The sequence below is a fragment of the Kitasatospora sp. NPDC051164 genome (assembly GCF_044455625.1).
GTDB lineage: Bacteria > Actinomycetota > Actinomycetes > Streptomycetales > Streptomycetaceae > Kitasatospora.
On the sequence record NZ_JBITFB010000016.1, the window covers coordinates 32,222 to 53,768 of the forward strand.

General features: G+C 74.1%; 17 protein-coding genes, 2 tRNA genes and 1 pseudogene. 12 read left to right on the forward strand and 8 right to left on the reverse strand.

Annotated features, from left to right (window positions below):
• Positions 1 to 35 precede the first annotated feature (35 nt).
• Positions 36 to 692: a histidine phosphatase family protein gene (locus ACIBEC_RS23925; RefSeq protein WP_360497158.1), complete on the reverse strand. Its 657-nt coding sequence runs from the start codon at positions 690 to 692 to the stop codon at positions 36 to 38.
• Positions 693 to 889: 197 nt separating this feature from the next.
• Between ACIBEC_RS23925 and ACIBEC_RS23930 the strand changes: the two genes are divergently transcribed.
• The 3 genes from ACIBEC_RS23930 to ACIBEC_RS23940 are packed head-to-tail and all read left to right on the forward strand — an operon-like array spanning position 890 to position 5,150.
• On the forward strand, positions 890 to 2,119 hold the full coding sequence (locus ACIBEC_RS23930) for a hypothetical protein (protein ID WP_360497155.1): 1,230 nt from the start codon (positions 890 to 892) through the stop codon (positions 2,117 to 2,119).
• Positions 2,116 to 3,759 (forward strand): hypothetical protein, encoded by a 1,644-nt coding sequence (locus ACIBEC_RS23935; RefSeq protein ID WP_360497153.1) that lies wholly within the window; start codon positions 2,116 to 2,118, stop codon positions 3,757 to 3,759. Before ACIBEC_RS23930 ends, ACIBEC_RS23935 begins: the two co-directional genes overlap by 4 nt.
• On the forward strand, positions 3,759 to 5,150 hold the full coding sequence (locus tag ACIBEC_RS23940) for an AAA family ATPase (protein ID WP_360497150.1): 1,392 nt from the start codon (positions 3,759 to 3,761) through the stop codon (positions 5,148 to 5,150). Before ACIBEC_RS23935 ends, ACIBEC_RS23940 begins: the two co-directional genes overlap by 1 nt.
• 12 nt (positions 5,151 to 5,162) lie before the next feature.
• Here ACIBEC_RS23940 and ACIBEC_RS23945 read toward each other — a convergent pair whose 3' ends face one another.
• Complete coding sequence (locus ACIBEC_RS23945) at positions 5,163 to 5,474, reverse strand: hypothetical protein (protein WP_360497147.1); 312 nt, start codon at positions 5,472 to 5,474, stop codon at positions 5,163 to 5,165.
• A 240-nt stretch (positions 5,475 to 5,714) separates the two neighbouring features.
• Between ACIBEC_RS23945 and ACIBEC_RS23950 the strand changes: the two genes are divergently transcribed.
• The 3 genes from ACIBEC_RS23950 (at position 5,715) to ACIBEC_RS23960 (ending at position 6,886) form a co-directional block, all read left to right on the forward strand.
• Positions 5,715 to 6,071 (forward strand): hypothetical protein, encoded by a 357-nt coding sequence (locus ACIBEC_RS23950; protein WP_360497144.1) that lies wholly within the window; start codon positions 5,715 to 5,717, stop codon positions 6,069 to 6,071.
• 115 nt (positions 6,072 to 6,186) lie between these two features.
• Positions 6,187 to 6,744: a bifunctional DNA primase/polymerase gene (locus ACIBEC_RS23955; protein ID WP_396288811.1), complete on the forward strand. Its 558-nt coding sequence runs from the start codon at positions 6,187 to 6,189 to the stop codon at positions 6,742 to 6,744.
• Between the two features lie 68 nt (positions 6,745 to 6,812).
• Positions 6,813 to 6,886, forward strand: a tRNA-Lys gene (locus tag ACIBEC_RS23960).
• 105 nt (positions 6,887 to 6,991) lie between these two features.
• On the opposite strand, the gene pgi is transcribed toward ACIBEC_RS23960, so the two are convergent.
• Both pgi and ACIBEC_RS23970 read right to left on the reverse strand, forming a co-directional pair.
• Complete coding sequence (gene pgi / locus ACIBEC_RS23965) at positions 6,992 to 8,653, reverse strand: glucose-6-phosphate isomerase (RefSeq protein WP_360497138.1); 1,662 nt, start codon at positions 8,651 to 8,653, stop codon at positions 6,992 to 6,994.
• Positions 8,654 to 8,829: 176 nt separating this feature from the next.
• Complete coding sequence (locus tag ACIBEC_RS23970) at positions 8,830 to 10,413, reverse strand: Na+/H+ antiporter (RefSeq protein ID WP_360497135.1); 1,584 nt, start codon at positions 10,411 to 10,413, stop codon at positions 8,830 to 8,832.
• Positions 10,414 to 10,629: 216 nt separating this feature from the next.
• Here ACIBEC_RS23970 and ACIBEC_RS23975 point away from each other — a divergent pair, with 216 nt between their 5' ends.
• Both ACIBEC_RS23975 and ACIBEC_RS23980 read left to right on the forward strand, forming a co-directional pair.
• Positions 10,630 to 11,538 carry an NADP-dependent oxidoreductase gene (locus tag ACIBEC_RS23975; RefSeq protein ID WP_360497132.1) on the forward strand — a complete coding sequence of 303 codons (909 nt, stop codon included), beginning with the start codon at positions 10,630 to 10,632 and terminating at the stop codon, positions 11,536 to 11,538.
• Between the two features lie 93 nt (positions 11,539 to 11,631).
• Positions 11,632 to 11,705, forward strand: a tRNA-Lys gene (locus ACIBEC_RS23980).
• 107 nt (positions 11,706 to 11,812) lie between these two features.
• Here the strand turns inward: ACIBEC_RS23980 and ACIBEC_RS23985 are convergent.
• Positions 11,813 to 13,003 (reverse strand): MFS transporter, encoded by a 1,191-nt coding sequence (locus ACIBEC_RS23985; protein WP_360497129.1) that lies wholly within the window; start codon positions 13,001 to 13,003, stop codon positions 11,813 to 11,815.
• A 131-nt stretch (positions 13,004 to 13,134) separates the two neighbouring features.
• Here ACIBEC_RS23985 and ACIBEC_RS23990 point away from each other — a divergent pair, with 131 nt between their 5' ends.
• Positions 13,135 to 16,374, forward strand: a complete 3,240-nt coding sequence (locus ACIBEC_RS23990) for a S41 family peptidase (RefSeq protein ID WP_360497126.1) — start codon at positions 13,135 to 13,137, stop codon at positions 16,372 to 16,374.
• A 42-nt stretch (positions 16,375 to 16,416) separates the two neighbouring features.
• Here ACIBEC_RS23990 and ACIBEC_RS23995 read toward each other — a convergent pair whose 3' ends face one another.
• The gene (locus ACIBEC_RS23995) at positions 16,417 to 16,659 is read right to left on the reverse strand and encodes a hypothetical protein (RefSeq protein ID WP_360497123.1); all 243 of its coding nucleotides are present in this window, start codon (positions 16,657 to 16,659) and stop codon (positions 16,417 to 16,419) included.
• 239 nt (positions 16,660 to 16,898) lie between these two features.
• Between ACIBEC_RS23995 and ACIBEC_RS24000 the strand changes: the two genes are divergently transcribed.
• Positions 16,899 to 17,147: a hypothetical protein gene (locus ACIBEC_RS24000; protein WP_360497120.1), complete on the forward strand. Its 249-nt coding sequence runs from the start codon at positions 16,899 to 16,901 to the stop codon at positions 17,145 to 17,147.
• Between the two features lie 9 nt (positions 17,148 to 17,156).
• On the opposite strand, the gene ACIBEC_RS24005 is transcribed toward ACIBEC_RS24000, so the two are convergent.
• Positions 17,157 to 18,413: an alpha/beta hydrolase gene (locus tag ACIBEC_RS24005; protein ID WP_360497117.1), complete on the reverse strand. Its 1,257-nt coding sequence runs from the start codon at positions 18,411 to 18,413 to the stop codon at positions 17,157 to 17,159.
• A gap of 127 nt (positions 18,414 to 18,540) precedes the next feature.
• Between ACIBEC_RS24005 and ACIBEC_RS24010 the strand changes: the two genes are divergently transcribed.
• Both ACIBEC_RS24010 and ACIBEC_RS24015 read left to right on the forward strand, forming a co-directional pair.
• Positions 18,541 to 19,023, forward strand: coding sequence for a MarR family transcriptional regulator (locus tag ACIBEC_RS24010; protein WP_360497114.1), 483 nt, complete (start codon positions 18,541 to 18,543; stop codon positions 19,021 to 19,023).
• Positions 19,024 to 19,091: 68 nt separating this feature from the next.
• Positions 19,092 to 19,244: pseudogene (locus ACIBEC_RS24015) on the forward strand (deaminase); the annotation flags it as partial.
• A gap of 87 nt (positions 19,245 to 19,331) precedes the next feature.
• Here ACIBEC_RS24015 and ACIBEC_RS24020 read toward each other — a convergent pair.
• Entirely contained in the window at positions 19,332 to 21,407 is a 2,076-nt protein-coding gene (locus ACIBEC_RS24020) for a phosphocholine-specific phospholipase C (protein ID WP_360497111.1), read from the reverse strand.
• Positions 21,408 to 21,547 lie beyond the last annotated feature (140 nt).

Consider the following 21,547-nt stretch of genomic DNA (forward strand, 5'->3'; position numbering starts at 1 on the left):
CGCAGGACGGCGGCCCGGCGCTCAGTGCCCTGCGTTCAGTGCCCGGCGTTCAGCCCGTCCAGGTGGGAGAGGTCGTTCCAGATCTCCACGGCCGGGGCGCCGTACTCCCAGGACAGCACGCACAGCGCCGCCGTGCCGAGCTTGAACCGCTGGGCGAACTCGGGCGGCAGGCCCAGCCAGCGGGCGGCCAGGATGCGCAGCAGGTGGCCGTGCGCGAACAGGACGACGTCCTGGTCGGCGCAGTGCATCACGGTGGTGTCCGTTTCCGGGACGCCGTGCTCCTGGTTGAGGTCGGCGAGGAAGGCGTCCACCCGGGCCGCCACCTCGGACAGCTTCTCGCCGCCGGGCACGCCGTCCCGCCAGATCAGCCAGCCGGGGTGGTCGGTGGCCCGGATGTCCACGCCGGTGCGGCCCTCGTACAGGCCGTAGTCCCACTCCATCAGCTCCGGGCGATCCACCGCGCGATCGCCCAAGCCCGCCAGGGCGCAGGTCTCCTTCGCGCGGCCGAGCGGGCTGGTGTAGACGAGCGCGTCCGGCAGCCCGTTCCAGGGGGCCTTGGCGAGGCGGGCACCGAGGGCCCGGGCCATCGCGCGGCCCTCCTCGGTCAGCGGAATGTCGGTGCGGCCGGTGTGGCGGCCGGTGGCGGACCACTCGGTCTCGCCGTGGCGGACCAGCACGATTCGGGCGGGCATGGGGGGCTCCTCGCAACGGGGCGGCAACGGTCGGTCTCACCCTTGAGCACCGGGCTCCATGATCCCCCACCCGGGTTGCGGCCACGATCGCGGGCCGGTGCGGACGGCCGCGGGCACCGGTTCCGGCCACCCGCCGCGTCGCCCGGCGGCCGGTCCGCACCACGTTGTCGGACCCGGATGCGACACTGGGCCGCACCATGAACGTCTCGACGAACGTCCCGCCCGGCGGGTCCGCTGAGCCGCTCGCCCAGCGGCTCGCCGAGCTGCGCGGACCGGCCCCGCAGCGCAGCCTGAACGCCCGCTCCCTCGCCGCGCTCGCCGCCAATCCCGGCTGCCACCGCCGCGCGGTGCTCGACGCGGCCGGGATCGACAAATCGGCGCTGGCCGCCCGGCTCGGCCGCCCCGCCCCCTTCGGCCAGTCCCCCTTCGCGATCGCCCGCGGCGTGATCTTCGAGTCCCGGCTGAAGGCCGACGACTACGCCGCCCTGCTGGAGCCGCTGCGCCGCCACCTCGACGTCCCGACGGACGGCCATGCCCCGCTGGAGGTGCCGGACCTGCTGCAGCGCTCCGGCCCGGCCGTACGCGCCGAACGGACAGTCCAGGCGCTGGCCCGGGCCGCCGCCGACCCGGAGGCCTGGACACTGCTCGACCACCCGCTGCTGCGCCTGGACGTGGCCGGCAGCACCGCCTACCTGGAGCCGGACGCGCTCGTGGTGCACGGCGGTCGGTGCACGGTGGTCGAGATCAAGTCATTCCCGGTGGTCGACGGCAGCGCGGACCCGGCCAAGGTCGGCGCCGCCGCCCGCCAGGCCGCCGTGTACGTGCTGGCACTCCAGCAGGCCGCCGCCGCAGCGGCCGGGGTGCCCCCGAGCGACGACCCGTACACCGAGCAGCGGCTGCCCGGCAGCCCCCGGACGAGCGTGCTGCTGGTCTGCCCCAAGGACTTCGGCAACCGGCCGACCGCGGTCGCCGTCGACGTCCGCCGCGAGCTGGCCACCACCCGCCGCCAGCTGAGCCGGATGACCGGCATCGGCCGGCTGCTGGACGCGCTGCCGCCGGACGCGGACTTCGACCTGGCGTCCGACGAGGCGGGCGCGCCGACGCGGTCCACCGAGCGGCTGACCGCCTCGGTCGAGGCGGTGCCCGCCGCGTACAGCCCGGACTGCCTCTCCACCTGCGAGCTCGGCTTCCACTGCCGAGCCCGGGCCCGCTGCGGCGACCGGGTCGAGCAGCTCGGCCGGGGCGTGCGCGGCGAGCTGGGCAGCATCCGGACGGTCGCCGGCGCGCTGGCCGCAGCCTCCGGCACCGAGACCGGCGCTACGGACGACGCCGCCGAGCGCCTGGCCTACGCGGCCGCCCTCCGCGCGGAGGCCCTGGCCCTGGCTGGGGATCAACGCATGAACGAGCGCAGCGAGGCGGGCGCATGAGTCTGCTGACCACCCTGGCCCGGCTGGAGGCCGTCCGCAGCGGCCGGGCCGAGCCGCTGGCCACCGTCCGGCACCGGCACCTGTCCGACCGCCCGATGGTGCTGGTCCCGCTGACCGCGGCCGGCGAGGCCGGCGCGCCGCTGGCGGTGATGCTGGGCACCGACCGGGACGCGCCCCGGCTGCACCTGGTGCCGCAGCCGCTCAACCGCACCCTGCGGTTCGACTTCCTCGCCGCGCTGGCCGCCGACCTGCTGCCCTACCTGGAGTCCTTCGCCGACGACGTCGAGCAGGTCGAGGGTTCCGAGAAGGACCCGGAGACCGGCGAGAAGACCCAGGTGTTCCGCGAGCTGTGCGCGGACGCCCCGCAGCTGGTCGTGCCGAACGGCGCGGGGGTGCAGCACCTCGCCCTGATCGGCCGCTCGACCCGCTTCCGCCGCACCGCCGAGGACGCCGAGCCGGGCCCCTACCCGGCGCCGGTCCGGGTGCCGCTGCTGGGCCGCTGGCTGACCCATCTCACCGACCGCGCCCAAGTGCCGGGCTCCAGTCTGCTGCTGCCGATGACCGGCCTGCTGGCCCGGCACTGGGCCACCGGCCAGAGCCACCTGGAGGACCAGCACCTGGCGGCCCGGCTGGCTTGGCACCGCCCGCCAGCCGGTCTGACCGGTGCCGAGGCGGCCGAGCTGGCCGAGTCCGCGCGGGACGACCGGGGTCAGCTGCTGCACCCGCCGGCCGGACCGGCCACCGACCCCCGCTTCGACGAGGCCGTGCTCGCCCCGGCGATCACCCGCTACGACTCCGCCGTGGGCGCTCTGCAGCACAGCACCGAGCAGCGCGACGAGGCGGCCGCCGAGCGCGCCCGGGCGGCCGTGCGGGCCGCGGTCGGGCAGTTGGAGGAGGCGCTGACGGCCGTCCTGCTGCCCACCTGGCGGGACGTCTGGCAGGGCCTGGACCTGCTGCGCGAGCTGCCGCCGGCCGGCCACCTGGAGGAGCGCTGGACCGCCGACCGCTGGTCCTTCACCGGCCACCGGGACCGTCTGGCGGCCGGCGAGCCGCCGCAGCCCCGGCAGGACGACGCCGTCACCGCCGCCCGCAAGCTCGCCCAGCGCGAGCGCGAGCAGGCCCGGCTGGACGTCCAGGAGGCGCTGGACGACCCGCTGGCGATGGCCGAACACCGCCTCGCCGGTGAGGCGTTCAGCGGCGTGGTGACCGAGGTGGTGCCGGACTGGGACACCACCGGCCGCTCCCCCAAGCCCCGCCCGCTGGTCACTCTGCGTACCGCCGACCGTCCGCACGCGGACCTCGGCCGGGAGGCGTACCGGGTGCACGGCCCGTCCGCGCAGAAGGCCGAGATCGTGGCGGTCGACACCGCCGAGGGCACCATCACGCTGCGGGTGCTGTCCGGCATGGGCCGCAGGAAGGAGCCGGAGCCGGGCAGCCTGCCCGAGCCCGGCGAGCCGGTCACCTTCACCCTGTTCGAGTTGACGGTCCGCCAGTCCGCGCCGCTGCCCGAGCCGGACGACACCCCCTGGACGCACGGCGGCCCGCCCGTCCCCGGCCCGTCCGCCGCCGCCCCGTCCGCCTTCGCCCCGTCCGCCACCCCGTCCGCCGCCGCCCCGTCCGCCTTCGAGGAGTGGGAGTGATGACCATCTCGACCCCCCAGCCGGGCCCGACAGCCCGGCCGACGCCCCAGCAGGCCCCGGGCGCGGCCGCCGACGCCGCCGTGGCCGGGATCCTGGCGGCGACCGTCCGCCCGCCGGTCGGCGCCCCGCGCGGCGTGGTGGTGGACTCCCCGCCCGGCGCCGGGAAGTCGACGCTCGTGGTGCGGGCCGCCCGTGAGCTGGTCGAGGCCGGTGAGCGGCTGATGATCGTCGCCCAGACCAACGGCCAGGTGGACGACCTGGTGGGCCGACTGGCCGAGAAGGCGCCGGAGTTGACGATCGGCCGGCTGCACGCCGCGGATTCCCGTCCGGGTCCGGAGGTGCTGAAGCACGCCAACGTCACGCCCTCCGACAAGGTCGCCGACCTGGTCGAGCACGACGTGGTGATCTCCACCTCCGCCAAGTGGCAGTGGGTGCGGGCCGAGGCGCCGTGGCGGCACGCGATCGTCGACGAGGCGTACCAGATGCGCTCGGACGCCCTGCTCGCGGTGGCCCGGCTGTTCGAGCGGGCGCTGTTCGTCGGCGACCCGGGCCAGTTGGACCCGTTCACGGTGGTCGGAACCGAGCAGTGGGCCGGCCTGTCGTACGACCCGTCCGGCAGCGCCGTGGTCACCTTGCTGGCGCACAACCCGCAGATCGAGCCGCACCGGCTGCCGGTCTCCTGGCGGCTGCCCGCCAGCGCTGCGCCACTGATCTCCCAGGCCTTCTACCCGTATACGCCGTTCCGTTCCGGCACCGGGCCGGACGACCGCCGGCTGACGGCCGCCGTCCGCCCCGACGGCTCGGCGCTGGACGCGGCGATCGACCGGGCCGCCGAGCACGGCTGGGCGCTGCTGGAGCTGCCCGCCCGGCACACCGTGCGGACCGACCCGCAGGCCGTGGCGGCGGTCGCGGCGACCGTGCGCCGGCTGCTGGAGCGCGGGCTGACCGCGCACTCCGAGCAGGGCGAGGCACCGCTCACCGCGGACCGGATCGCCGTCGGCACCGCCCACCGCGACCAGGCGGCGGCGGTGCGCGCGGCCCTGCTCAAGGCGCGCGTCCCGGTGGACGGCGCGGCCGGGCCCGCCGTGACGGTGGACACCGCCAACCGGCTGCAGGGCCGCGAGTACGACGTCACGGTGGTGCTGCACCCGCTCTCCGGCCGCCCGGACGCGACCGCCTTCCACCTGGAGACCGGCCGGCTCTGCGTGCTCGCCTCCCGCCACCGGCACGCCTGCATCGTGGTGGCGCGGGCCGGGATCGCCGAGTTGCTGGACGAGCACCCGGCAACCGAGCCGGTGCAGTTGGGCGTCCCGGTGGCCTTCCCGGACGGCTGGGAGGCCAACCACCAGGTGCTGCACCACCTGAGCGGCCACCGGGTCCACCTGCGCTAGCGGGCCGGCGGGTCAGTCCTCGGTCTCGCAGACGGCGTAGGCCACGACGGACCCCCGCTCGGCCTGCGCCCTCCACCCGGTCGCGTCGAGGGTCGGCCCGTTGGCGCGGACCGGGCCCTCCGCGTCGGGCTGGAGCCGGTAGCCGCCGCCGGTCAGGTGGGTGCCGCTCGGGCAGGTCGCCGTCGAGAAGCCGCCGGGGTTGCTCGGCTGCCCGACCACGACCTTCGCCGTCTCGGCGGCGGAGGCCGGCGCCGCCGAGGCCAGACCGAGGAGGGCGGGGGTGGCCAGCAGGACGCCGACGGGCAGGACCTTGCGCATACGCATGCGGATCTCCCGGTTCTGTGAGTGGCTGATAAGACCGAATGCCCTGCCAACCGATTCGCATACGACCAGGTCACGCGGCGCACGAGGCACGCCCCCCGGCGCGCGCCGGGGAATAGCGCCCGCACGCGCACCGTTCCGTTACCGGCCGCCGCCGCGAGACAATGGACGACGGCCACAACCCGGGCGGCGCAGCCCGGAGCAGCTTCGCCCGCCCCATCGAGACCCCGGAGGTGTCCGTCCATGCCCGACTCCCCTGCAGAGTCGACCGAGCCCACCAGGCGCGTGCGTCCGGCGCAGCTGCTGTTCGAGCCGCAGTCCGCCGAACCGGAGCCGGAACGATTCTTCGATCTGGAGTCGATCGAGGACCCGGCGGAGCTGCTGCGCCGCTCCACCGAGCTGGCCCTGGCCTTCCGGGCGGCCGCCGAACGGGCCACCGACTTCCAGGCGGTCGCCGCCGCCCAGCTGGCCGATCCGCGCCGGTTCGACGCGCTGTCGGACGCCGACGTCGCCGAACGGGCGGACTGGACCCCGGACTACGCCGCCAAGATGATCGAGTACGGCCGCACCCTGCTCCAGCCGCGCCGCCACGAGGACTGATTTCCCGGGCCTCCGGCATATGCCAGCGGCGGAGGGTACGCGATTCCCCGCCGCCCTGTCCGGCGAACCGCCCTTTCCGCCGTGCCGGGGGCACACACGGCGCACGCTGCTGTGCGTGGACATCTGGACGCATCAGTCGGTGGAGTACGTCAGCGTGGCCGGGGAGGCCTGGCTCGCCTCCGCCAGTGAGTACCCGCGCAGCATGCGCGCCCTCTGGGAGACCCGCCCGTGGGCGCCCTCGGTGCTGCCCTGCGGGCGCGCCTTCGACGTGATCAGCATGCCGGCGCTGTTCGGCCGCCGGGTGCTGGACGAACTGTGGGCCTCCGGCCCGGGCTGCGGCCCGGTCGCGGCCTACCGGGGGCGGACCCTGCTGTTCGTCCAGCCGGGCGCGGCACCCCGGCTGCGCCGGCTGCTGGCCTGGGAGGAGTGGGCGCGGGACGTGCCGCCGCTGCTGTGCCACGGCAAGGGCGACGCGGTGACCGTGCCGCCGCTGCAGCGCATGGTGAACAGCCCGGACTCCCCCGGCCAGGGGGCCGGCCGGTGGATCGTCGCCCCGGAGGACCGGGAACCCTGGCTGCCCGGCGCCTCGGTGGTGCTGTGGGCCTGCGTCCGGGCGGCGCGCGAGCCGGGCGTACCGGTGCCCGCCGGGGCGGCCGTCGTGACCGGCGGGTGAACACGGAGCGACCGGTATTCGATTTTGGCTCGGCCGCACGGCGCTGCTACAGTCTTCTCTGTCAGCAGGCGCCGCTAGCTCAGTTGGTTAGAGCAGCTGACTCTTAATCAGCGGGTCCGGGGTTCGAGTCCCTGGCGGCGCACAGACAGCCGGAAGGCCCCTTGCGAAAGCGAGGGGCCTTCCGGCATTTCCGGCCTCGGGAGAAACGGACCGGGCCGCCCGCCGGAGCGGACGGCCCGGCCGGGGCTCAGCGGCCGCGCAGCGCGCGGTAGCGGGCGACCAGCTCGGCGGTGGAGCTGTCCAGCTGCTCGGCGCCCTCGCCGGTGAGCAGCACCGGCTCGATCCGCTTGGCGAGCACCTTGCCCAGCTCGACGCCCCACTGGTCGAAGGAGTCGATGTTCCAGATCGCGCCCTGGACGAACACCTTGTGCTCGTAGAGCGCGACCAGCTGGCCGAGCACCGACGGGGTCAGCTCGCCGGCCAGGATCGTGGTGGTCGGGTGGTTGCCCTTGAAGGTCTTGTGCGGGACGAGTTCGGCGGGCACGCCCTCGGCCGCGACCTCCTCCGGGGTCTTGCCGAAGGCCAGCGCCTGGGTCTGGGCGAAGAAGTTGGCCAGCAGCAGGTCGTGCTGGGCGACCAGGCCCGGGAGCAGGTCGGCGACGGGCTCGGCGAAGCCGATGAAGTCGGCGGGGATCACCTTGGTGCCCTGGTGCAGCAGCTGGTAGTAGGCGTGCTGGCCGTTGGTGCCGGGGGTGCCCCAGACCACCGGGCCGGTCTGCCAGTCCACCGGCGTGCCGTCGCGGGTCACCGACTTGCCGTTGGACTCCATGTCCAGCTGCTGCAGGTAGGCCGTGAACTTGGACAGGTAGTGCGAGTACGGCAGCACCGCGTGCGCCTGGGCGTCGAAGAACGCGCCGTACCAGACGCCCAGCAGGCCGAGCAGCAGCGGGACGTTCTCCTCCGCGGGGGCGGTGCGGAAGTGCTCGTCGACGAGGTGGAAGCCGTCCAGCATCTCGCGGAAGGCGTCCGGGCCGATGGCGATCATCAGCGAGAGGCCGATCGCCGAGTCGTAGGAGTAGCGGCCGCCGACCCAGTCCCAGAACTCGAACATGTTGGCGGTGTCGATGCCGAAGTCCTGCACGCCCTGGGCGTTGGTGGACAGCGCGACGAAGTGCTTGGCCACCGCCTCGGTGCCGGCGCCCAGGCCGTCGAGCAGCCAGTCGCGGGCGGAGACCGCGTTGGTGATGGTCTCGATGGTGGTGAAGGTCTTGGAGGCGACGATGAACAGCGTCTCGGCCGGGTCGAGGTCGCGGACCGCCTCGTGCAGGTCGGCGCCGTCCACGTTGGAGACGAAGCGGACGTCGAGGTCGCGCTGCGTGAAGGAGCGGAGCACCTCGTAGGCCATCGCGGGGCCGAGGTCGGAGCCGCCGATGCCGATGTTGACGACGGCGCGGATCCGCTTGCCGGTGTGGCCCTTCCACTCGCCGCTGCGCACCCGCTCGGCGAAGGCGGCCATCCTGTCGAGGACAGCGTGCACGGCGGGCACCACGTTCTCGCCGTCGACCTCGATCACGGCCTCGCGCGGGGCGCGCAGCGCGGTGTGCAGGACGGCGCGGTGCTCGGTGTTGTTGATCTTCTCGCCGCGGAACATCGCGTCCCGCAGCTCGGCGACGCCGGTGGCGGCGGCGAGTTCGCGCAGCAGCTCCAGCGTCTCGTCGGTGACCAGGTGCTTGGCGTAGTCCACGTGCAGGTCGCCGACCCGCAGGGTCAGGCGGCGGCCGCGCTCCGGGTCGGCGGCGAACAGCTCGCGCAGGTGGGTGTCGCCCAGCTCGGCCCGGTGCTTGGCCAGGGCGGCCCACTGGGGGGTGCGGTCCAGCGGGGTACGGGCGCCGGCGCGGGTCTCCGACATCGGTGGGTCCTCGATTCATCTGGGTGCAGAAACCGGCAGGGCCAGGCGTGAGGGTGCTTCGCGAGGTCGTGCGGGTACTGGTGGTGCGCCGACTCCGTTGACGGCCTGCCCGGGTTCAGCCTATGCAACCCCGGGGGCGGTCGCGCACATTCCGCCCCGCCACGGCGGACAGCCCGTCACTTCCGTTCCGAGCGCAGGTCGAGCCCGCGCAGCACCCGGTCGACCAGCTCCGGATCGGCGCCGAGCTCGCTGCGGGCGGCGAGCATCTCGCGGCGGGAGGCGGCGATCATCTCCTGCTCGACGTCCCGGGCGGCCCGCCACTGGGACAGCCGCAGTTTGGCCTCGGCGGCCTCCTCCTCGGCGTAGTTCTCCGGGCAGAGCCGGGCCAGCCGGTCGTGCTGACGGTCCCGCAGCCGGTCGGCGACCTCGGCCGGCAGCCGGTCCTGCTTCTCCAGCTCGACCAGCCGGCTGAGCCCGGCCTTGGCGGCCCGCCACCAGAGCTGCCGGACGGCCTGCTCGTGCGCGTCCTGGTCGATGTCCAGCCGGAGCCGCTTGGCCAGCCACGGCAGGGTCAGGCCCTGCACCAGCAGGGTGAAGAGCACCACGCTGAAGGCGATGAAGACCAGTCGGCCGCGCTCGGGGAAGTCCGCGCCGGAGTGCAGGGTGAGCGGGATGGCGAGCGCCAGGGCGACGGTGGCCACACCGCGCATGCCGGACCACCAGAGGACCACGCTCTCCTTCCAGCTGAACGGGGTGTCCTCGTCCTCGCCGCTGCGCAGCTTCCGGGACACCCAGCCGGCCGGCAGCAGCCAGAGCAGCCGGACCACCACGACGACGCCGATCACCACGGCGGCGTCGCCGAGGAAGCCGGTCCAGCCCCGGCCGGCCTCCTTGAGCACGGTGGCCAGTTCCAGGCCGATCAGGCCGAAGGCGACGCCGGTGATCAGGATCTCGACCACCTCCCAGAAGGCGTTGCCGACCAGCCGGTAGGAGACGGCATCGGCGTCGGAGGCCCGCTCGGCGAGGTAGAGCGCGCAGACCACGACGGCTAGCACGCCGGAGCCGTGGATCTCCTCGGCGATGGTGTAGGCGGCGAAGGGCACCAGCAGGTTGAGCGCGACCTGCTGGGTCGGGTCGTCCAGGCGCTCGGCGAGCTTGGCGTTGACCCAGCCGAGGGCGACGCCGACGACCACGGCCAGCACCGCGGACAGGACGAAGCGCAGCACCGCGTGGCCGACCGAGAAGTCGCCGCTGACCACGGCCTCGATGGCCAGCGAGTAGATGACGATCGCGGTGACGTCGTTGAACAGGCCCTCGCTCTCCAGGATCGACACCAGGCGGCGGGGCAGGCCGACACTGCCGGCGACCGCGACGGCGGCGACCGGGTCGGGCGGGGAGACCAGCGCGCCGACCGCGATCGCGGCGGCCAGCGGCAGGGTGGGCAGCAGCCAGTGCACCGTGCCGGCCACGGCGGCCGTGGTGACCACCACCAGGGCGACGGCCAGCAGCAGGATCGAGCGGACGTTGGCCTTGAAGTAGCGCACCGAGGAGCGCCGGGCGACCGCGAAGATCAGCGGCGGCAGGACCAGCGGGAGGATCAGCTCGGGCTCGATGGTGACGTCCGGGATCTGCGGGACGAGCGCCATGACGATGCCGAGCAGGGTCATCAGGACCGGCTGCGGCACGCCCGTCCTGCGTCCGAGCGGCATGGTGACCACGGAGGCGAGCAGCACCAGGAAGAACAGGGGCAGCTGGCCCACGGGGAGGTTCCTCTCGACGACGGACGGCTGAGCGCCGCCCAAGATAAATCTGACAATGCGCCCATCAGTGAAGACGCGCCGAATAACGGCTTGACCTCAAGCGGACTTCAGGTCCGAGAATCAGTTCAGATTCGATGATCAGTTCGGATCAGAGGATCGCTTCAGGTTCGACGTTCGGTCCAGGTTCGACGTTCGGTTCAGGGGCGGGGAGCAGACATGAAGGCAGTCACCGTGACGCAGTCCGGCGGTCCGGAGGTCCTGCGGGTGGGCGAGGTGCCCGATCCGCAGCCCGGCCCGGGCGAGGTGCGGGTACGGGTGTACGCGGCCGGGGTGCAGCCGGTGGACCTGGCGATCCGGGAGGGGTTCCGGCCGCCGGGGCTGGCGGTCGAGCCGCCGTTCGTCCTCGGCAACGAGTTCGCCGGGGTGGTGGACCGGCTGGGACCGGACAGCGGGGACTGGAAGGTCGGCGACGAGGTGCTGGGCTTCCGGGTGCTGGACAGCCACGCCGAGCTGGTCACGGTGGACGCGGCCCAGCTGGTGGCCAAGCCGGCCGGGATGCCCTGGGAGCTGGCCGGCTCGCTCTCCGCCCCCGGCCAGACCGCGCACGCGGCGCTCTCCCTGCTCGGGGTCGGCCCCGGCGACACCCTCCTGGTGCACGGTGCCACGGGCGGGGTCGGCACGGTGGCCGTCCAGCTGGCCCAGGCCTGGGGGGCCGCCGTGGTCGGCACCGCGAGCGAGCGCAACCACGCCTACCTGCGCGAACTGGGCGCGATCCCGGTCGCGTACGGGGAGGGGCTGGTCGAGCGGGTCCGGGCGGCGGCGCCGCGGGGGGTGACCGTCGCCTTCGACGCCGCCGGGCGGGGCGCGCTGGAGGCCTCCGTCGAGCTGGTCGCCGACCGGGACCGGATCGGCACCGTGGTCGACTACCCGGGCGCCCAGCGGCTGGGCGTGCGGCAGCTGCGGGCTCCGCGCACGGCCGAGCGACTGGCCGAGCTGGTCCGGCTGTGGGAGGCGGGCGGACTGCGGCTGGAGATCGCCGAGACCCTCCCCCTGGAGCGGGCCGGCGAGGCCCACCGGCTGGTCGGCACCGGGCACGTCCGGGGCAAGGTGGTGCTGACCATGTGAGGCCCCGGCCGAGGACTCCGGGCCCGCCGTGGCGCCCTCCGGGCCGATTGTGTGTTTCGGCCGCTGACCAGGTAATGTCTCCGACGTCAGCAGGCGCCGCTAGCTCAGTTGGTTAGAGCAGCTGACTCTTAATCAGCGGGTCCGGGGTTCGAGTCCCTGGCGGCGCACAGACAACCGGAAGGCCCCTTGCGAAAGCGAGGGGCCTTCCGGCACTTCGGGCTGTGTACGGCCGGGATCGGACCACGGGACCGGGCCATGGGATCCGGCCGGCACGTCAGCCGCGCACCGGGGGGAAGGCGTGGCGGCGGGCGCCGACGGCCACGGCGAGGGCAGGGAGCATCAGCGCGAGGACCGTCCAGGGCAGGGCGCCGGTGCCGAGGCCGCTCAGGACCAGGCCGCCGACCACTCCGCCGGCCGCCATCGCGACGTTCCACAGGGTCACCAGCATGGCCTGGGCGGCGTCGGCCTGCTCCCCGCCCGCGTCGCCGAGGGCGGTCTGCAGCAGGGTCGGGGCACCGCCCCAGCCCAGGCCCCAGAGCAGCGCCGCGAGGTACACCAGCGGCGCGCTCCCGGACCATACCGCGAGGGCGCCCGCCGTCACCGCGACCAGCAGCGCGCCGCCGATCGTCAACTGCCGCAGCCGGCGGTGGATGTGGGCACCGGTGAGCCAGATGCTCGCCATCGAGGCCAGGCCGAAGACCAGCAGCACGGTGCCGGTGGCGCCGCCGAGGCCGGCCCCGTCGAGGAAGGGCGCGATGTAGGTGAACAGGATGGTGTGCGCGAGCACGTAGAGCACCGTCATGGTGAGCACCGGCAGCACGCCGGGCACGGTGAGTGCGTGCCGGACCGGGGCACGCTCGCCGTCCGGCTGCCCGGGCTGCTCGGGCAGCATCGCCGTGATCCAGCCGACCACGCCGACCGCCAGTGCCGTCATGGCCAGAAACGGCACCCACCAGGCGAACATCCGGCCGAGGAAGGTGCCGACCGGCACCCCGAGCGACAGCGCCACCGGCACCCCCGCCATCGCGACGGCCATCGCCCGGCCCTGCTGCTCGACCGGCACCAGCCGGCGGGCGTACCCGGCCAGCAGCGCCCAGGCGAGGCCGGCCGCGACGCCCGCGAGGAAGCGGGCGGCCAGGGTGAGCGGGTAGTTCCCGGAGACCGCCGTCACCGTGTTGGCCACCGCGAAGCCGCCCATCGCGGTGAGCAGCAGCCGCTTGCGGCCCCAGCCGGCGGTGGCTGCGGTGAGCGGGATCGCGGTGACGGCGGAGCCGATCGCGTAGACGGTGACGGTCTGCCCGGCGGCCGACTCGCTGACGCCGAGGGACTCGCCCATGCCGGGCAGCACCCCGGCGGGCAGGTTCTCGGTGAGCGCGGTGACGAAGACGGCGGTGGCCAGGGCGAGCAGGGAGGGGAGCGGGAAGGGCTTGCGGAGTACCGGAGTCGGGAGCTGTGTGGTCGCCATGGGGACCATGGTTGGACCTCACACCGGTGTCAGGTGCAAGCGTGGTCCCCGTCGGCGTGCGGAGCCGCTCCGTTCGCCCCCGGCGGCCCGTCCCGGTTGCCGGGTGTGACACCCCGTCGAAGGATGGAGGGGTGACCCCGCCCGGCTACCTCCGCCACCCCCACCTGCACGGCGACCTGCTCACCTTCACCGCCGAGGACGACGTCTGGATCGCCCCGCTGGACACCGGCGGCGCCGTCACCGGCCGGGCCTGGCGGGTCACCTGCGACCGTACCCGGGTCAGCCACCCCCGCTTCTCCCCCGACGGCACCACCCTCGCCTGGACCAGCTGGCTGAGCCTCACCCCCGAGGTGTGGACCGCCCCGGTCGACGGCGGCGAGGCCCGCCGGCTCAGCTTCTGGGGCAGCCAGGACACCCGGGTGCGCGGCTGGCTGCCAAACGGCGAGGTGCTCGCCGTCACCTCCTTCCACGAGCCCTTCGGCCACTACACCTGGGCGCACGCCCTGCCCCCGGACGGTTCCCCCGGCCGGCGTATGCCCTGGGGCCCGGTCGGCGACGCCCAGATGAGCCGTGAGCGGACCGTCCTGCTCACCGGCGCCGCCCCGCACGAGCCCGCCGCCTGGAAGCGCTACCGGGGCGGCGCCGTCGGCCGGCTCTGGGCGGACGGCGAGCGGATCCTCCCCGACCACACCGGGCACCTCGCCGCCCCGATGCCGGTCGCCGGGCCCCTCGGCGACCGGGTGGCCTTCCTCTCCGACCACGAGGGCATCGGCAACCTCTACTCCTGCCGCCCGGACGGCACCGACCTGCGCCGGCATACCGACCACGCCTCCTACTACGCCCGCGAAGCCGCCACCGACGGCACCCGGATCGTCTACCAGCACGCCGGCGACCTCTGGCTGCTGGACGGCCTGGACGCCCCCGCCCCGCGCCGGCTGGACGTCCCGCTCGGCGGCGCCCGGGCCGGCCGCCGCCCGTACCAGGTCGGCGCCGCGTCGCAGGTCAAGGACCTCGCCTGCGACCAGAGCGGCCGGGCCGGGGTGATCACCGTGCGCGGCAGCCAGTACTGGCTCACCCACAAGGACGGCCCGGCCCGCGCGCTCGCCGACACCCCGGGAGTGCGGACCCGGCTGCCGGTGCTGCTCGGGCACACCGGCGAGGCGGCCTGGGTCACCGACGCGGAAGGCGCCGACGCGATCGAGGTGATGCCGCTGCCCGGCCACGAGGGGACCCCCGGGTCCGGCAGCGGAGACAAGCACCGCCACCGGATCCTCGCCGCCGGCCGGCTCGGCCGCGTCCTGGAGCTCACCGCCTCCCCCGACGGCAGCCGCCTCGCCGCCGCCGCCTCGGACGGGCGGCTGCTGCTGGTCTCCGCCGCCGACGGCGAGGTGCGCGAGCTCGCCGCCTCCGAGTACGGGCCGGTCTCCAGCGCCCGGTTCTCCCCCGACTCGCACTGGATCGCCTGGTCCCAGCCGGTCGCCGGGCGCTCGCTGCGCCGGATCCGGCTCACCCGCACCGAGGCGCCCGCGTCGATCACCGAGGTCACCGACGGCCGCTTCGAGGACGAGCAGCCGGTGTTCACCCGGGACGGCCGCTACCTGGCCTTCCTGTCCTGGCGCGGCTTCGACCCGGTCCACGACGTGCACACCGGCGACCTCTCCTTTCCCGTCGGCTGCCGCCCGTACCTCGTCCCGCTCACCGCCGACACGCCCTCGCCGTTCACCGCGCCGGTCGAGGACGGCGCCCCGCGCGGGGACGGCGGCGGCGACGGCACCGTCCGGGTCGAGCCCGAAGGCATCGCCGAACGGCTGCTGCAGTTCCCGGTGATCGCCTCCAAGTACTCGGCCACCGACGCGGTGCGCGGCGGCCTGGTCTGGCTGCGCTGGCCGATCGCCGGCACCCTCGGGCAGACCTTCGCCAGCCCGGAGGACACCTCGGGCCGCCCCTCGCTGGAGCACTTCGACCTGGCCCGGGGCACCCGCAGCACGCTGGTGGACAAGCTGGACGGCTACGCGGTCTCCGGCGACGGCGGCTCGATCGCCGTCTACTCGGCCGGCACGCTCCGGGTGATCCCGGTCGCCGCCCCCTCCGCCGGCACCAGCGTGGACCTGCGCCGGATCACCCACACCGTGCACCCGGCCGCCGAGTGGCGCCAGGCCTACCACGAGGCCGCCCGGATCGTCCGGGACCAGTTCTGGGACGAGCGGATGTCCGGCCTGGACTGGCCCGCCCTGGTCGCCCAGTACGAGCCGCTGCTGGAACGCGTCTGCTCACCCGACGACTTCGCCGACCTGCTGCGCGAACTCCTCGGCGAACTGGGCACCTCGCACGCCTACGTCACCCCGTCCCGGCGCGCCGAGGGGCCCTCCCTCGCCCAGCAGCCGCTCGGCCTGCTCGGCGCCACCGCCCACCGTGCCCCCGACGGGCGCTGGTTGGTCGACCGGGTGCTGGCCGGCGAGTCCTCCGACCCGCGCGCCCGCGCCCCGCTGGCCGCCCAGGGCGTCCGGGACGGCGACGAACTGCTCTCGGTCGGCGGACGCCCGGTGGACCCGGTGCGCGGGCCGCTGCCGCTGCTGGCCGGCACCGGCGGCACCACCGTGGAACTGGCCCTGCGCAGCGGCCCGGACGGCCCGGTGCGGCGGATCGCCGTCACCCCGCTGACCGACGAACGGCCCATCCGCTACCAGGACTGGGTGTCCAAACGCCGTTCCCTGGTCCGGGAGTTCAGCGACGGGCGGTGCGGCTACCTGCACATCCCGGACCTCGGCGGCTCCGGCTGGGCACAGTTCAACCGGGACCTGCGGCGCGAACTGGACAAGCCCGCACTGGTGCTGGACGTGCGCGGCAACGCCGGCGGCAACGTCTCCGAACTGGTCCTGGAGAAGCTCACCCGGCATGTCCTGGCCTGGGACTTCACCCGGGACCGCCAACCGGTCCGCTGGCCCCGGCACGCACTGCGCGGCCCGCTGGTGGCCCTCGCCGACGAGGCGACCAGCTCGGACGGGGACGTGATCATCGCGGCGATCAAGCTGCTCGGGCTCGGCCCGGTGGTCGGCAACCGCACCTGGGGCGGAGTGGTCGGCATGTCCGGACGGCACACCCTCGGCGACGGCACCCAGATCTCGGTGCCGAAGAACGCCTCCTGGTTCGGCGGCGGCCTCGGCTGGACGGTGGAGAACCGGGGCGTCGAGCCCGACGTGCACGTGCTGCGCACCCCGCGGGACTGGGCCCGGGGACGCCACCCCGAACTGGTCGCCGCCGTCCAACTGGCCCTGGAGCTGCTGGAGGACGCGCCCGCCGCGGCGCCCCCGCCGGAGTCCACGCCCCGGCCGGACCTGCGGCGCCCCCCGCTGCCGCCGCGGGAGCGGTGACACGGGGGGCCGCTGGACGTGGGGGCCACGACCGGTGGCGGGTCAGTCCCAGGGATCGCCCTCGGCCGTCATGTTCTCGGCGGCGCGCCGGTCGGCCTCCTCCTGGGAGAGCCGGTCCCGGGTGAGCCGGTCGTGGGTGAGCCGGTCCTGGGTCTCGCGGGTGCGCTCGACCTCGTCGCCGAACGCGTCGACGGCCTCGTCGTGGGCGAGGGCGGCCCGCTGGGAGGCGTCCGGCCCGCCGGCCTCGTGCGGCGCGCGGTGGAACAACCTGTCGAAGATGCCCATGGCTCCTCCTCCGGAGGGAATGACGGAATGCCGGGCTGCCCCCACTCTCACACCGGGTGCGAACGGGCGCACCTCGGGCCGGGAGCAGCGGCGGCCGGGTGGACGGGTCGGGGGCAGGGCGCCGCGCGGGTTGAGCCTTTGGTCCCGGGTGGACGCGCCCGACGGCCGTAGCCGGGTGGCGCCGGCCGGGCGCAGGGTGGAGCCGTCGGCCGAACTGACGCCACCGTCTTGAGCCCGCTGTGACCGTCGTACCTTCCGGAAGCCACGCCCGGCGCACCGCCGAGGACCCGCACGACGGACCGCGCCGGCGGGTCGGCCCGCTCGCCGCACCGGACGGGCGGCTGCCCGGCGCCCACGACCTGCTGCTGATGCACGGCGCGGTGCAGCTGACCGAGTACGCGGCCTCGCCGTACACCCTGACCCCGCTGACGCCGTACGGGCCCCGGGAGGTCCGCGATCCGTGGTTCCCGCGCGGCCCGTTCGGCTGAGCCTGCCTGCTACGCCCGGCGGGCGTCGCTGATCCGGGTGGGGACGGTGCCGAGCCACCAGGTGGGGTCGGCGGTGCCGTCGGTGGTGCGGCCGTCGTCGTGGACGTAGTGGCGCACGTCGCGGCCCGGCTCGGCGAACTCCCCGTTCAGGGCGCGCTCGACCCACTCGGCGCCGAACCGGAACACCTCGGCGGCGGTGCCGCCCAGCGGGTGGAACTCGTTCTCGTAGACGCGGATCTCCTTGGGGGCGCGGACCCGCTCGTAGTTGGCCAGCGCCTCCTCCAACACGGTGAGTTCGTCGAACTCGCCGATGCCGTAGAGGACCGGGCAGGCGATCTCCCGGACGAGGTCGCCCAACGGCATGCGGGCGACCAGGTCGCGGTCGAAGGCGTCCTCGTCGCTGTAGCCGGCCATGAACATGTAGTTGTTCTTGAAGGTGGGCTGGGCGCGCTCGAAGATGGTGGTGAAGTCGCCGGTGACGGCTTCGAAGGCGGCCAGCGCGGCGAGGCGGCGGTCGGTGGCCGCGGCGCGGGAGCCCCAGTAGCCGCTCATCGAGATGCCGAACATGCCGATCCGGGCCGCGTCGACCTCCGGCAGCGAGGCCAGGTGGTCGATGTAACGGCTGATGGCGCGCTCGTAGTTGGTCAGGTCGACGGTCAGCCCGTTCGCCCGGCTCTCGCCCTGGCCGGGACCCTCGATGGACAGGGCCACGATGCCGCGCGAGGTGTAGTACCGCTCGGCCGCGTGGATGTAGTCCTCCTTGATCATGTCCATCCCCGGGCCGAGGATCACCGCGGGGGCGTTCCTGACGTCTCCGGCCGGCAGGTGGAGGAGGGCGAAGATCTGCTTGCCCTCGAAGTCGAGGACGACGCGGCGCACCCGGTTGCCGCGCAGCGCGCCCAGGCGCTCGACGCAGTGGTTGGCGCGCTCGCGGAAGGCGAGCTTGCGCGGGTCGGTGGCGTCGAAGACGGAGTACTGGGCGCGGCCCCACATCACCGAGGCGCGCACGTAGAGGTCGGCGGCGGTCTGCGCGAAGCCGCCGCGCTCGTGGTGGGCGGCGCGCTCCTCGGCCTGGCCGGCGATGGTGGCCCACGCCTTGGGCAGCATCACGCCGCTCCGGACCAGGTCGAAGACCTTGTCGAAGTCGGTGTGGTCGTGGCCCAGTTGCTCCAAGGTGCCCTTCGCCTGGGGGTGCAGGGCGTCGAAGCCGCCCTGGGCGAGGGCGATGTCCAGGGCCCAGCTCTGGCCGGTGGATCGTGCGGTCATGACAGGTGTCCTCTCTCGACGGGGTACCCGACCCCGCTCCGCAATGTCTAGCTAAGTACTTATCTATTAAGTACTTAGGCTAAACTCCTGTCAACTCGCCTCTCGCCCGCACTCCGGAGACCACCCCATGTCACAGCCGCAGGCCCAGCCACAGCCCGAACCGCCGTCCGGCGCCGCCCGCGACCAGGCCCTGGACTCGCTCGCGCGCGCCGCCTACAGCCTCAGCGCCGCCGACTCCCGACTGCGCGGACGCGCCACCCGCACCCCCGGCGCGCTCTCCCTCACCCACGCCCGCGCCCTGCGGGCCCTCGCAGAGACCGGCCCGCTGCCGATCGGCCAACTGGCCGCCGCCACCGAGACCACCGGCGCCGCCACCACCCAACTGGTCAACGGCCTCGTCGCGGCCGGCTACGTCACTCGCGAGCGCCCCGCCGGCGACAAGAGATCCGTGCTGGTCGCCCTCACCGACACCGGCCGGAGCCGCCACCAGGAACGCCAGGCCGCCCTGGTCCGGGCACTCGACACCGCACTCGCCCGGCACGACACCACCGCCCTGGACGTCGCGACCGACGTCCTGCGGCAGCTCGCCACCATTTACGACCGGCTCTGAAGCCGCCCGGAGTCAGCCGCGTGTCCGTGACGGCGGGCATCCGCGGGAGAGGCCGCCGGCAGGAAAGCCTCGTCGCCACCATGCACGTGGCGGTCTCGCCGGTGGAGCTCGGATCCGGACTGCGGTTCTGGGAGTCCCCCGACGGGCTGCTCGACCGGTTCCACCCGGAGGTCGTGCCCAGCCCGAGCGGCGTGACGCACCACCCGTTCCGGCGAAGGTGACGGGAGGGCCCGCTCGGGGACGACGGCGGCCCCACCACCCGAGGTGCCGGGTCGTGGGGCCGCCGTTGCACGCGGTGAGGGCGGTCGTCAGCCGGTGATGCTGGGCGTGCCCGCCTCCAGGTGGCCGGTGAAGCGCTGGGACCAACTGCTGTCCGCGTCCACCGTCACCGTGAAGTCGTACCAGCCGTTGGTGTACGCCACGGCGTTGAAGAAGTCGCTGACGCTGCCGCCGGCCGGGACCTGGTACGTCCAGGGGCCGTCCGTGCGGTAGTTGTTGGACGCGATGGTGAAGGTCAGCGGCGTGCCGCCGTTGTTGGCCAGCGTGAAGTAGAGGGCGAGCTTGCCGGTGCCCGGCTCGATCGCGTACGAGGCGGTGACGGCCGCGCCCTTGCCCGCCTTGGTGGCGTCACCCTTGAAACGGCGCAGGAAGCGGTTGGGGCCGACCACCGTCAGGTCGTACGGGCCGCCGCCGAAGCCGGTGCCGCAGTTGAAGAAGTCGCTGGTGTTGCCGCCCGGGTCGACGGTGTACTGCCACGGGCCGCCACTGCGGTAGGCGTTGGCGTAGGCGGCGAAGTGCGCGGACTTCAGCGCTGCCGCGCCCTGGTTGGCCATCGTGATCCAGACCTTCATCACCCCGCCGGAGCCGAACTCCAGGTGGTCCAGGTTGGCGTTCGGCTGGTAGGGCAGGGCGCGGGCCGGGCGGGTGCCGCTCTCCTGCAGCGGCAGCTGGTTGTTGACCGGCGCCGGGTTGGGCAGCGGACCGCAGGCGGACAGGCCGATGGTCTGCGAGGTGTCCGGCAGCGCGGGCAGGCCGTAGACCGGGTTGGCGAAGTCGAACGCACTGGTCAGGTCGCCGCAGACGCGGCGGCGCCAGTCGCTGATGTTCACGCACTGCGCGGGCGTGCCGAGGGCGGCCGTCCAGGTCTCCAGGAAGCGCAGCACCGAGGTGTGGTCGAAGGTCTCGGAGTTGACCCAGCCGCCGCGGGTCCAGGGCGCGACGGCGATCAGCGGGACGCGGAAGCCGAGGCCGATGTTGGTGCCGTTGTAGAACTCGCCCGGGGTGCCGGCCGGGGCGACCGGCGGCGGGACGTGGTCGAAGAAGCCGTCGTTCTCGTCGTAGTTGATGAACAGGACGGACGAGTTGAAGACGTTCGGGTCCGCGTTGAGCGCGTCGATCACCATGTGGACGAAGTGCGCGCCGTCGGCCGGGGTGGCGTACGGGTGCTCGGAGGAGGCCTGGTCGGGGACGATCCAGGAGACCTGCGGGAGGGTGCCGTTCAGCACGTCGGCCTTGATCGCGGCGGCGATGTCGTCCGGGGTCTTGCCGGTGACCTTGGGCACCGAGCCCATGCCCTTGACGGCCAGCGGGCTGCCGGCCGGGGCGCCGGAGAACTGGCTGAAGTAGGCGAGGGCGTTGTCGCCGTAGTTGTCGGCGGCGTTCTGGTAGACCTTCCAGCTGACGCCGGCGTTCTCCAGGGCCTCGGCGTAGGTCTGCCAGCGCAGGCCCTTCTCGTCGCCGCCGTCGTAGGCCGGGCCGCCCGCGGTGCCGGCCGGGTCGATCTGGCCGGACCAGTGGTAGGTGCGGTTGGGGCCGGTCGCGCTCAGGACGGAGCAGTGGTACGCGTCGCAGATGGTCCAGTTCTCGGCCAGCGCGTAGTGGAACGGGATGTCCTGGCGGGTGAGGAAGCCGAGCGTGCGGACGTTGCCCTTGGCGGCGACCCAGGAGTCCAGCTTGCCGCCGTTCCACGCCTTGTGCTGGTCGCTCCAGCCGTGGCTGAGGTCGCCGTTGCACTGGGCGAGGCGCTCGGGGTCGGCGCCGCCGGCCGGCTTGGTCTGGCTGAACTGCCACGGGTACTGGCGGCTGAGCAGGCCGTTGGGCTGGTTGAAGACGCTGTAGCCACCGGCGATCTGGATCGCGCTGCGGTCGGCGAAGCCGCGCACGCCGCGCAGCGTGCCGAAGTAGTGGTCGAAGCTGCGGTTCTCCTGCATCAGGATCACCACGTGCTGCGCGTCGGTGATGGTGCCGGTCTGCTGGAGCGTGGTGGTGGAGGCCACCGCGGGCGCGCCCGGGGCTGCTCCCGCCGCACCGGTGCCGGCCACGGCGAGACCGGCCGCGGCGGCGCCGGACAGCGTGACGAACTTCCTACGACTCAACTCGGCCATCAGCCCAGTCCGTCCCTTCGCTGGCGATGTTGTGTACACAAGTCGGGCTCATCGATCGCGCAGCAGTTTCCACCTCGGACGGAGCGGCCACCAGATGCGTGCAGCAGGATTGGCGGACTGTTCGTCCGGGTGTCACCGAG

What these genes read in the sequence shown, in the direction of transcription:
- ACIBEC_RS24005 (WP_360497117.1), bottom strand. Translation starts at nt 18,413, where the DNA reads ATGACCGCACGATCCACCGGCCAGAGCTGGGCCCTGGACATCGCCCTC.
- ACIBEC_RS23930 (WP_360497155.1), top strand. Translation starts at nt 890, where the DNA reads ATGAACGTCTCGACGAACGTCCCGCCCGGCGGGTCCGCTGAGCCGCTC.
- ACIBEC_RS24020 (WP_360497111.1), bottom strand. Translation starts at nt 21,407, where the DNA reads ATGGCCGAGTTGAGTCGTAGGAAGTTCGTCACGCTGTCCGGCGCCGCC.
- ACIBEC_RS24010 (WP_360497114.1), top strand. Translation starts at nt 18,541, where the DNA reads ATGTCACAGCCGCAGGCCCAGCCACAGCCCGAACCGCCGTCCGGCGCC.
- ACIBEC_RS23985 (WP_360497129.1), bottom strand. Translation starts at nt 13,003, where the DNA reads ATGGCGACCACACAGCTCCCGACTCCGGTACTCCGCAAGCCCTTCCCG.
- ACIBEC_RS23995 (WP_360497123.1), bottom strand. Translation starts at nt 16,659, where the DNA reads ATGGGCATCTTCGACAGGTTGTTCCACCGCGCGCCGCACGAGGCCGGC.
- ACIBEC_RS23935 (WP_360497153.1), top strand. Translation starts at nt 2,116, where the DNA reads ATGAGTCTGCTGACCACCCTGGCCCGGCTGGAGGCCGTCCGCAGCGGC.
- ACIBEC_RS23945 (WP_360497147.1), bottom strand. Translation starts at nt 5,474, where the DNA reads ATGCGTATGCGCAAGGTCCTGCCCGTCGGCGTCCTGCTGGCCACCCCC.
- ACIBEC_RS23950 (WP_360497144.1), top strand. Translation starts at nt 5,715, where the DNA reads ATGCCCGACTCCCCTGCAGAGTCGACCGAGCCCACCAGGCGCGTGCGT.
- ACIBEC_RS23975 (WP_360497132.1), top strand. Translation starts at nt 10,630, where the DNA reads ATGAAGGCAGTCACCGTGACGCAGTCCGGCGGTCCGGAGGTCCTGCGG.
- ACIBEC_RS23925 (WP_360497158.1), bottom strand. Translation starts at nt 692, where the DNA reads ATGCCCGCCCGAATCGTGCTGGTCCGCCACGGCGAGACCGAGTGGTCC.
- pgi (WP_360497138.1), bottom strand. Translation starts at nt 8,653, where the DNA reads ATGTCGGAGACCCGCGCCGGCGCCCGTACCCCGCTGGACCGCACCCCC.
- ACIBEC_RS23940 (WP_360497150.1), top strand. Translation starts at nt 3,759, where the DNA reads ATGACCATCTCGACCCCCCAGCCGGGCCCGACAGCCCGGCCGACGCCC.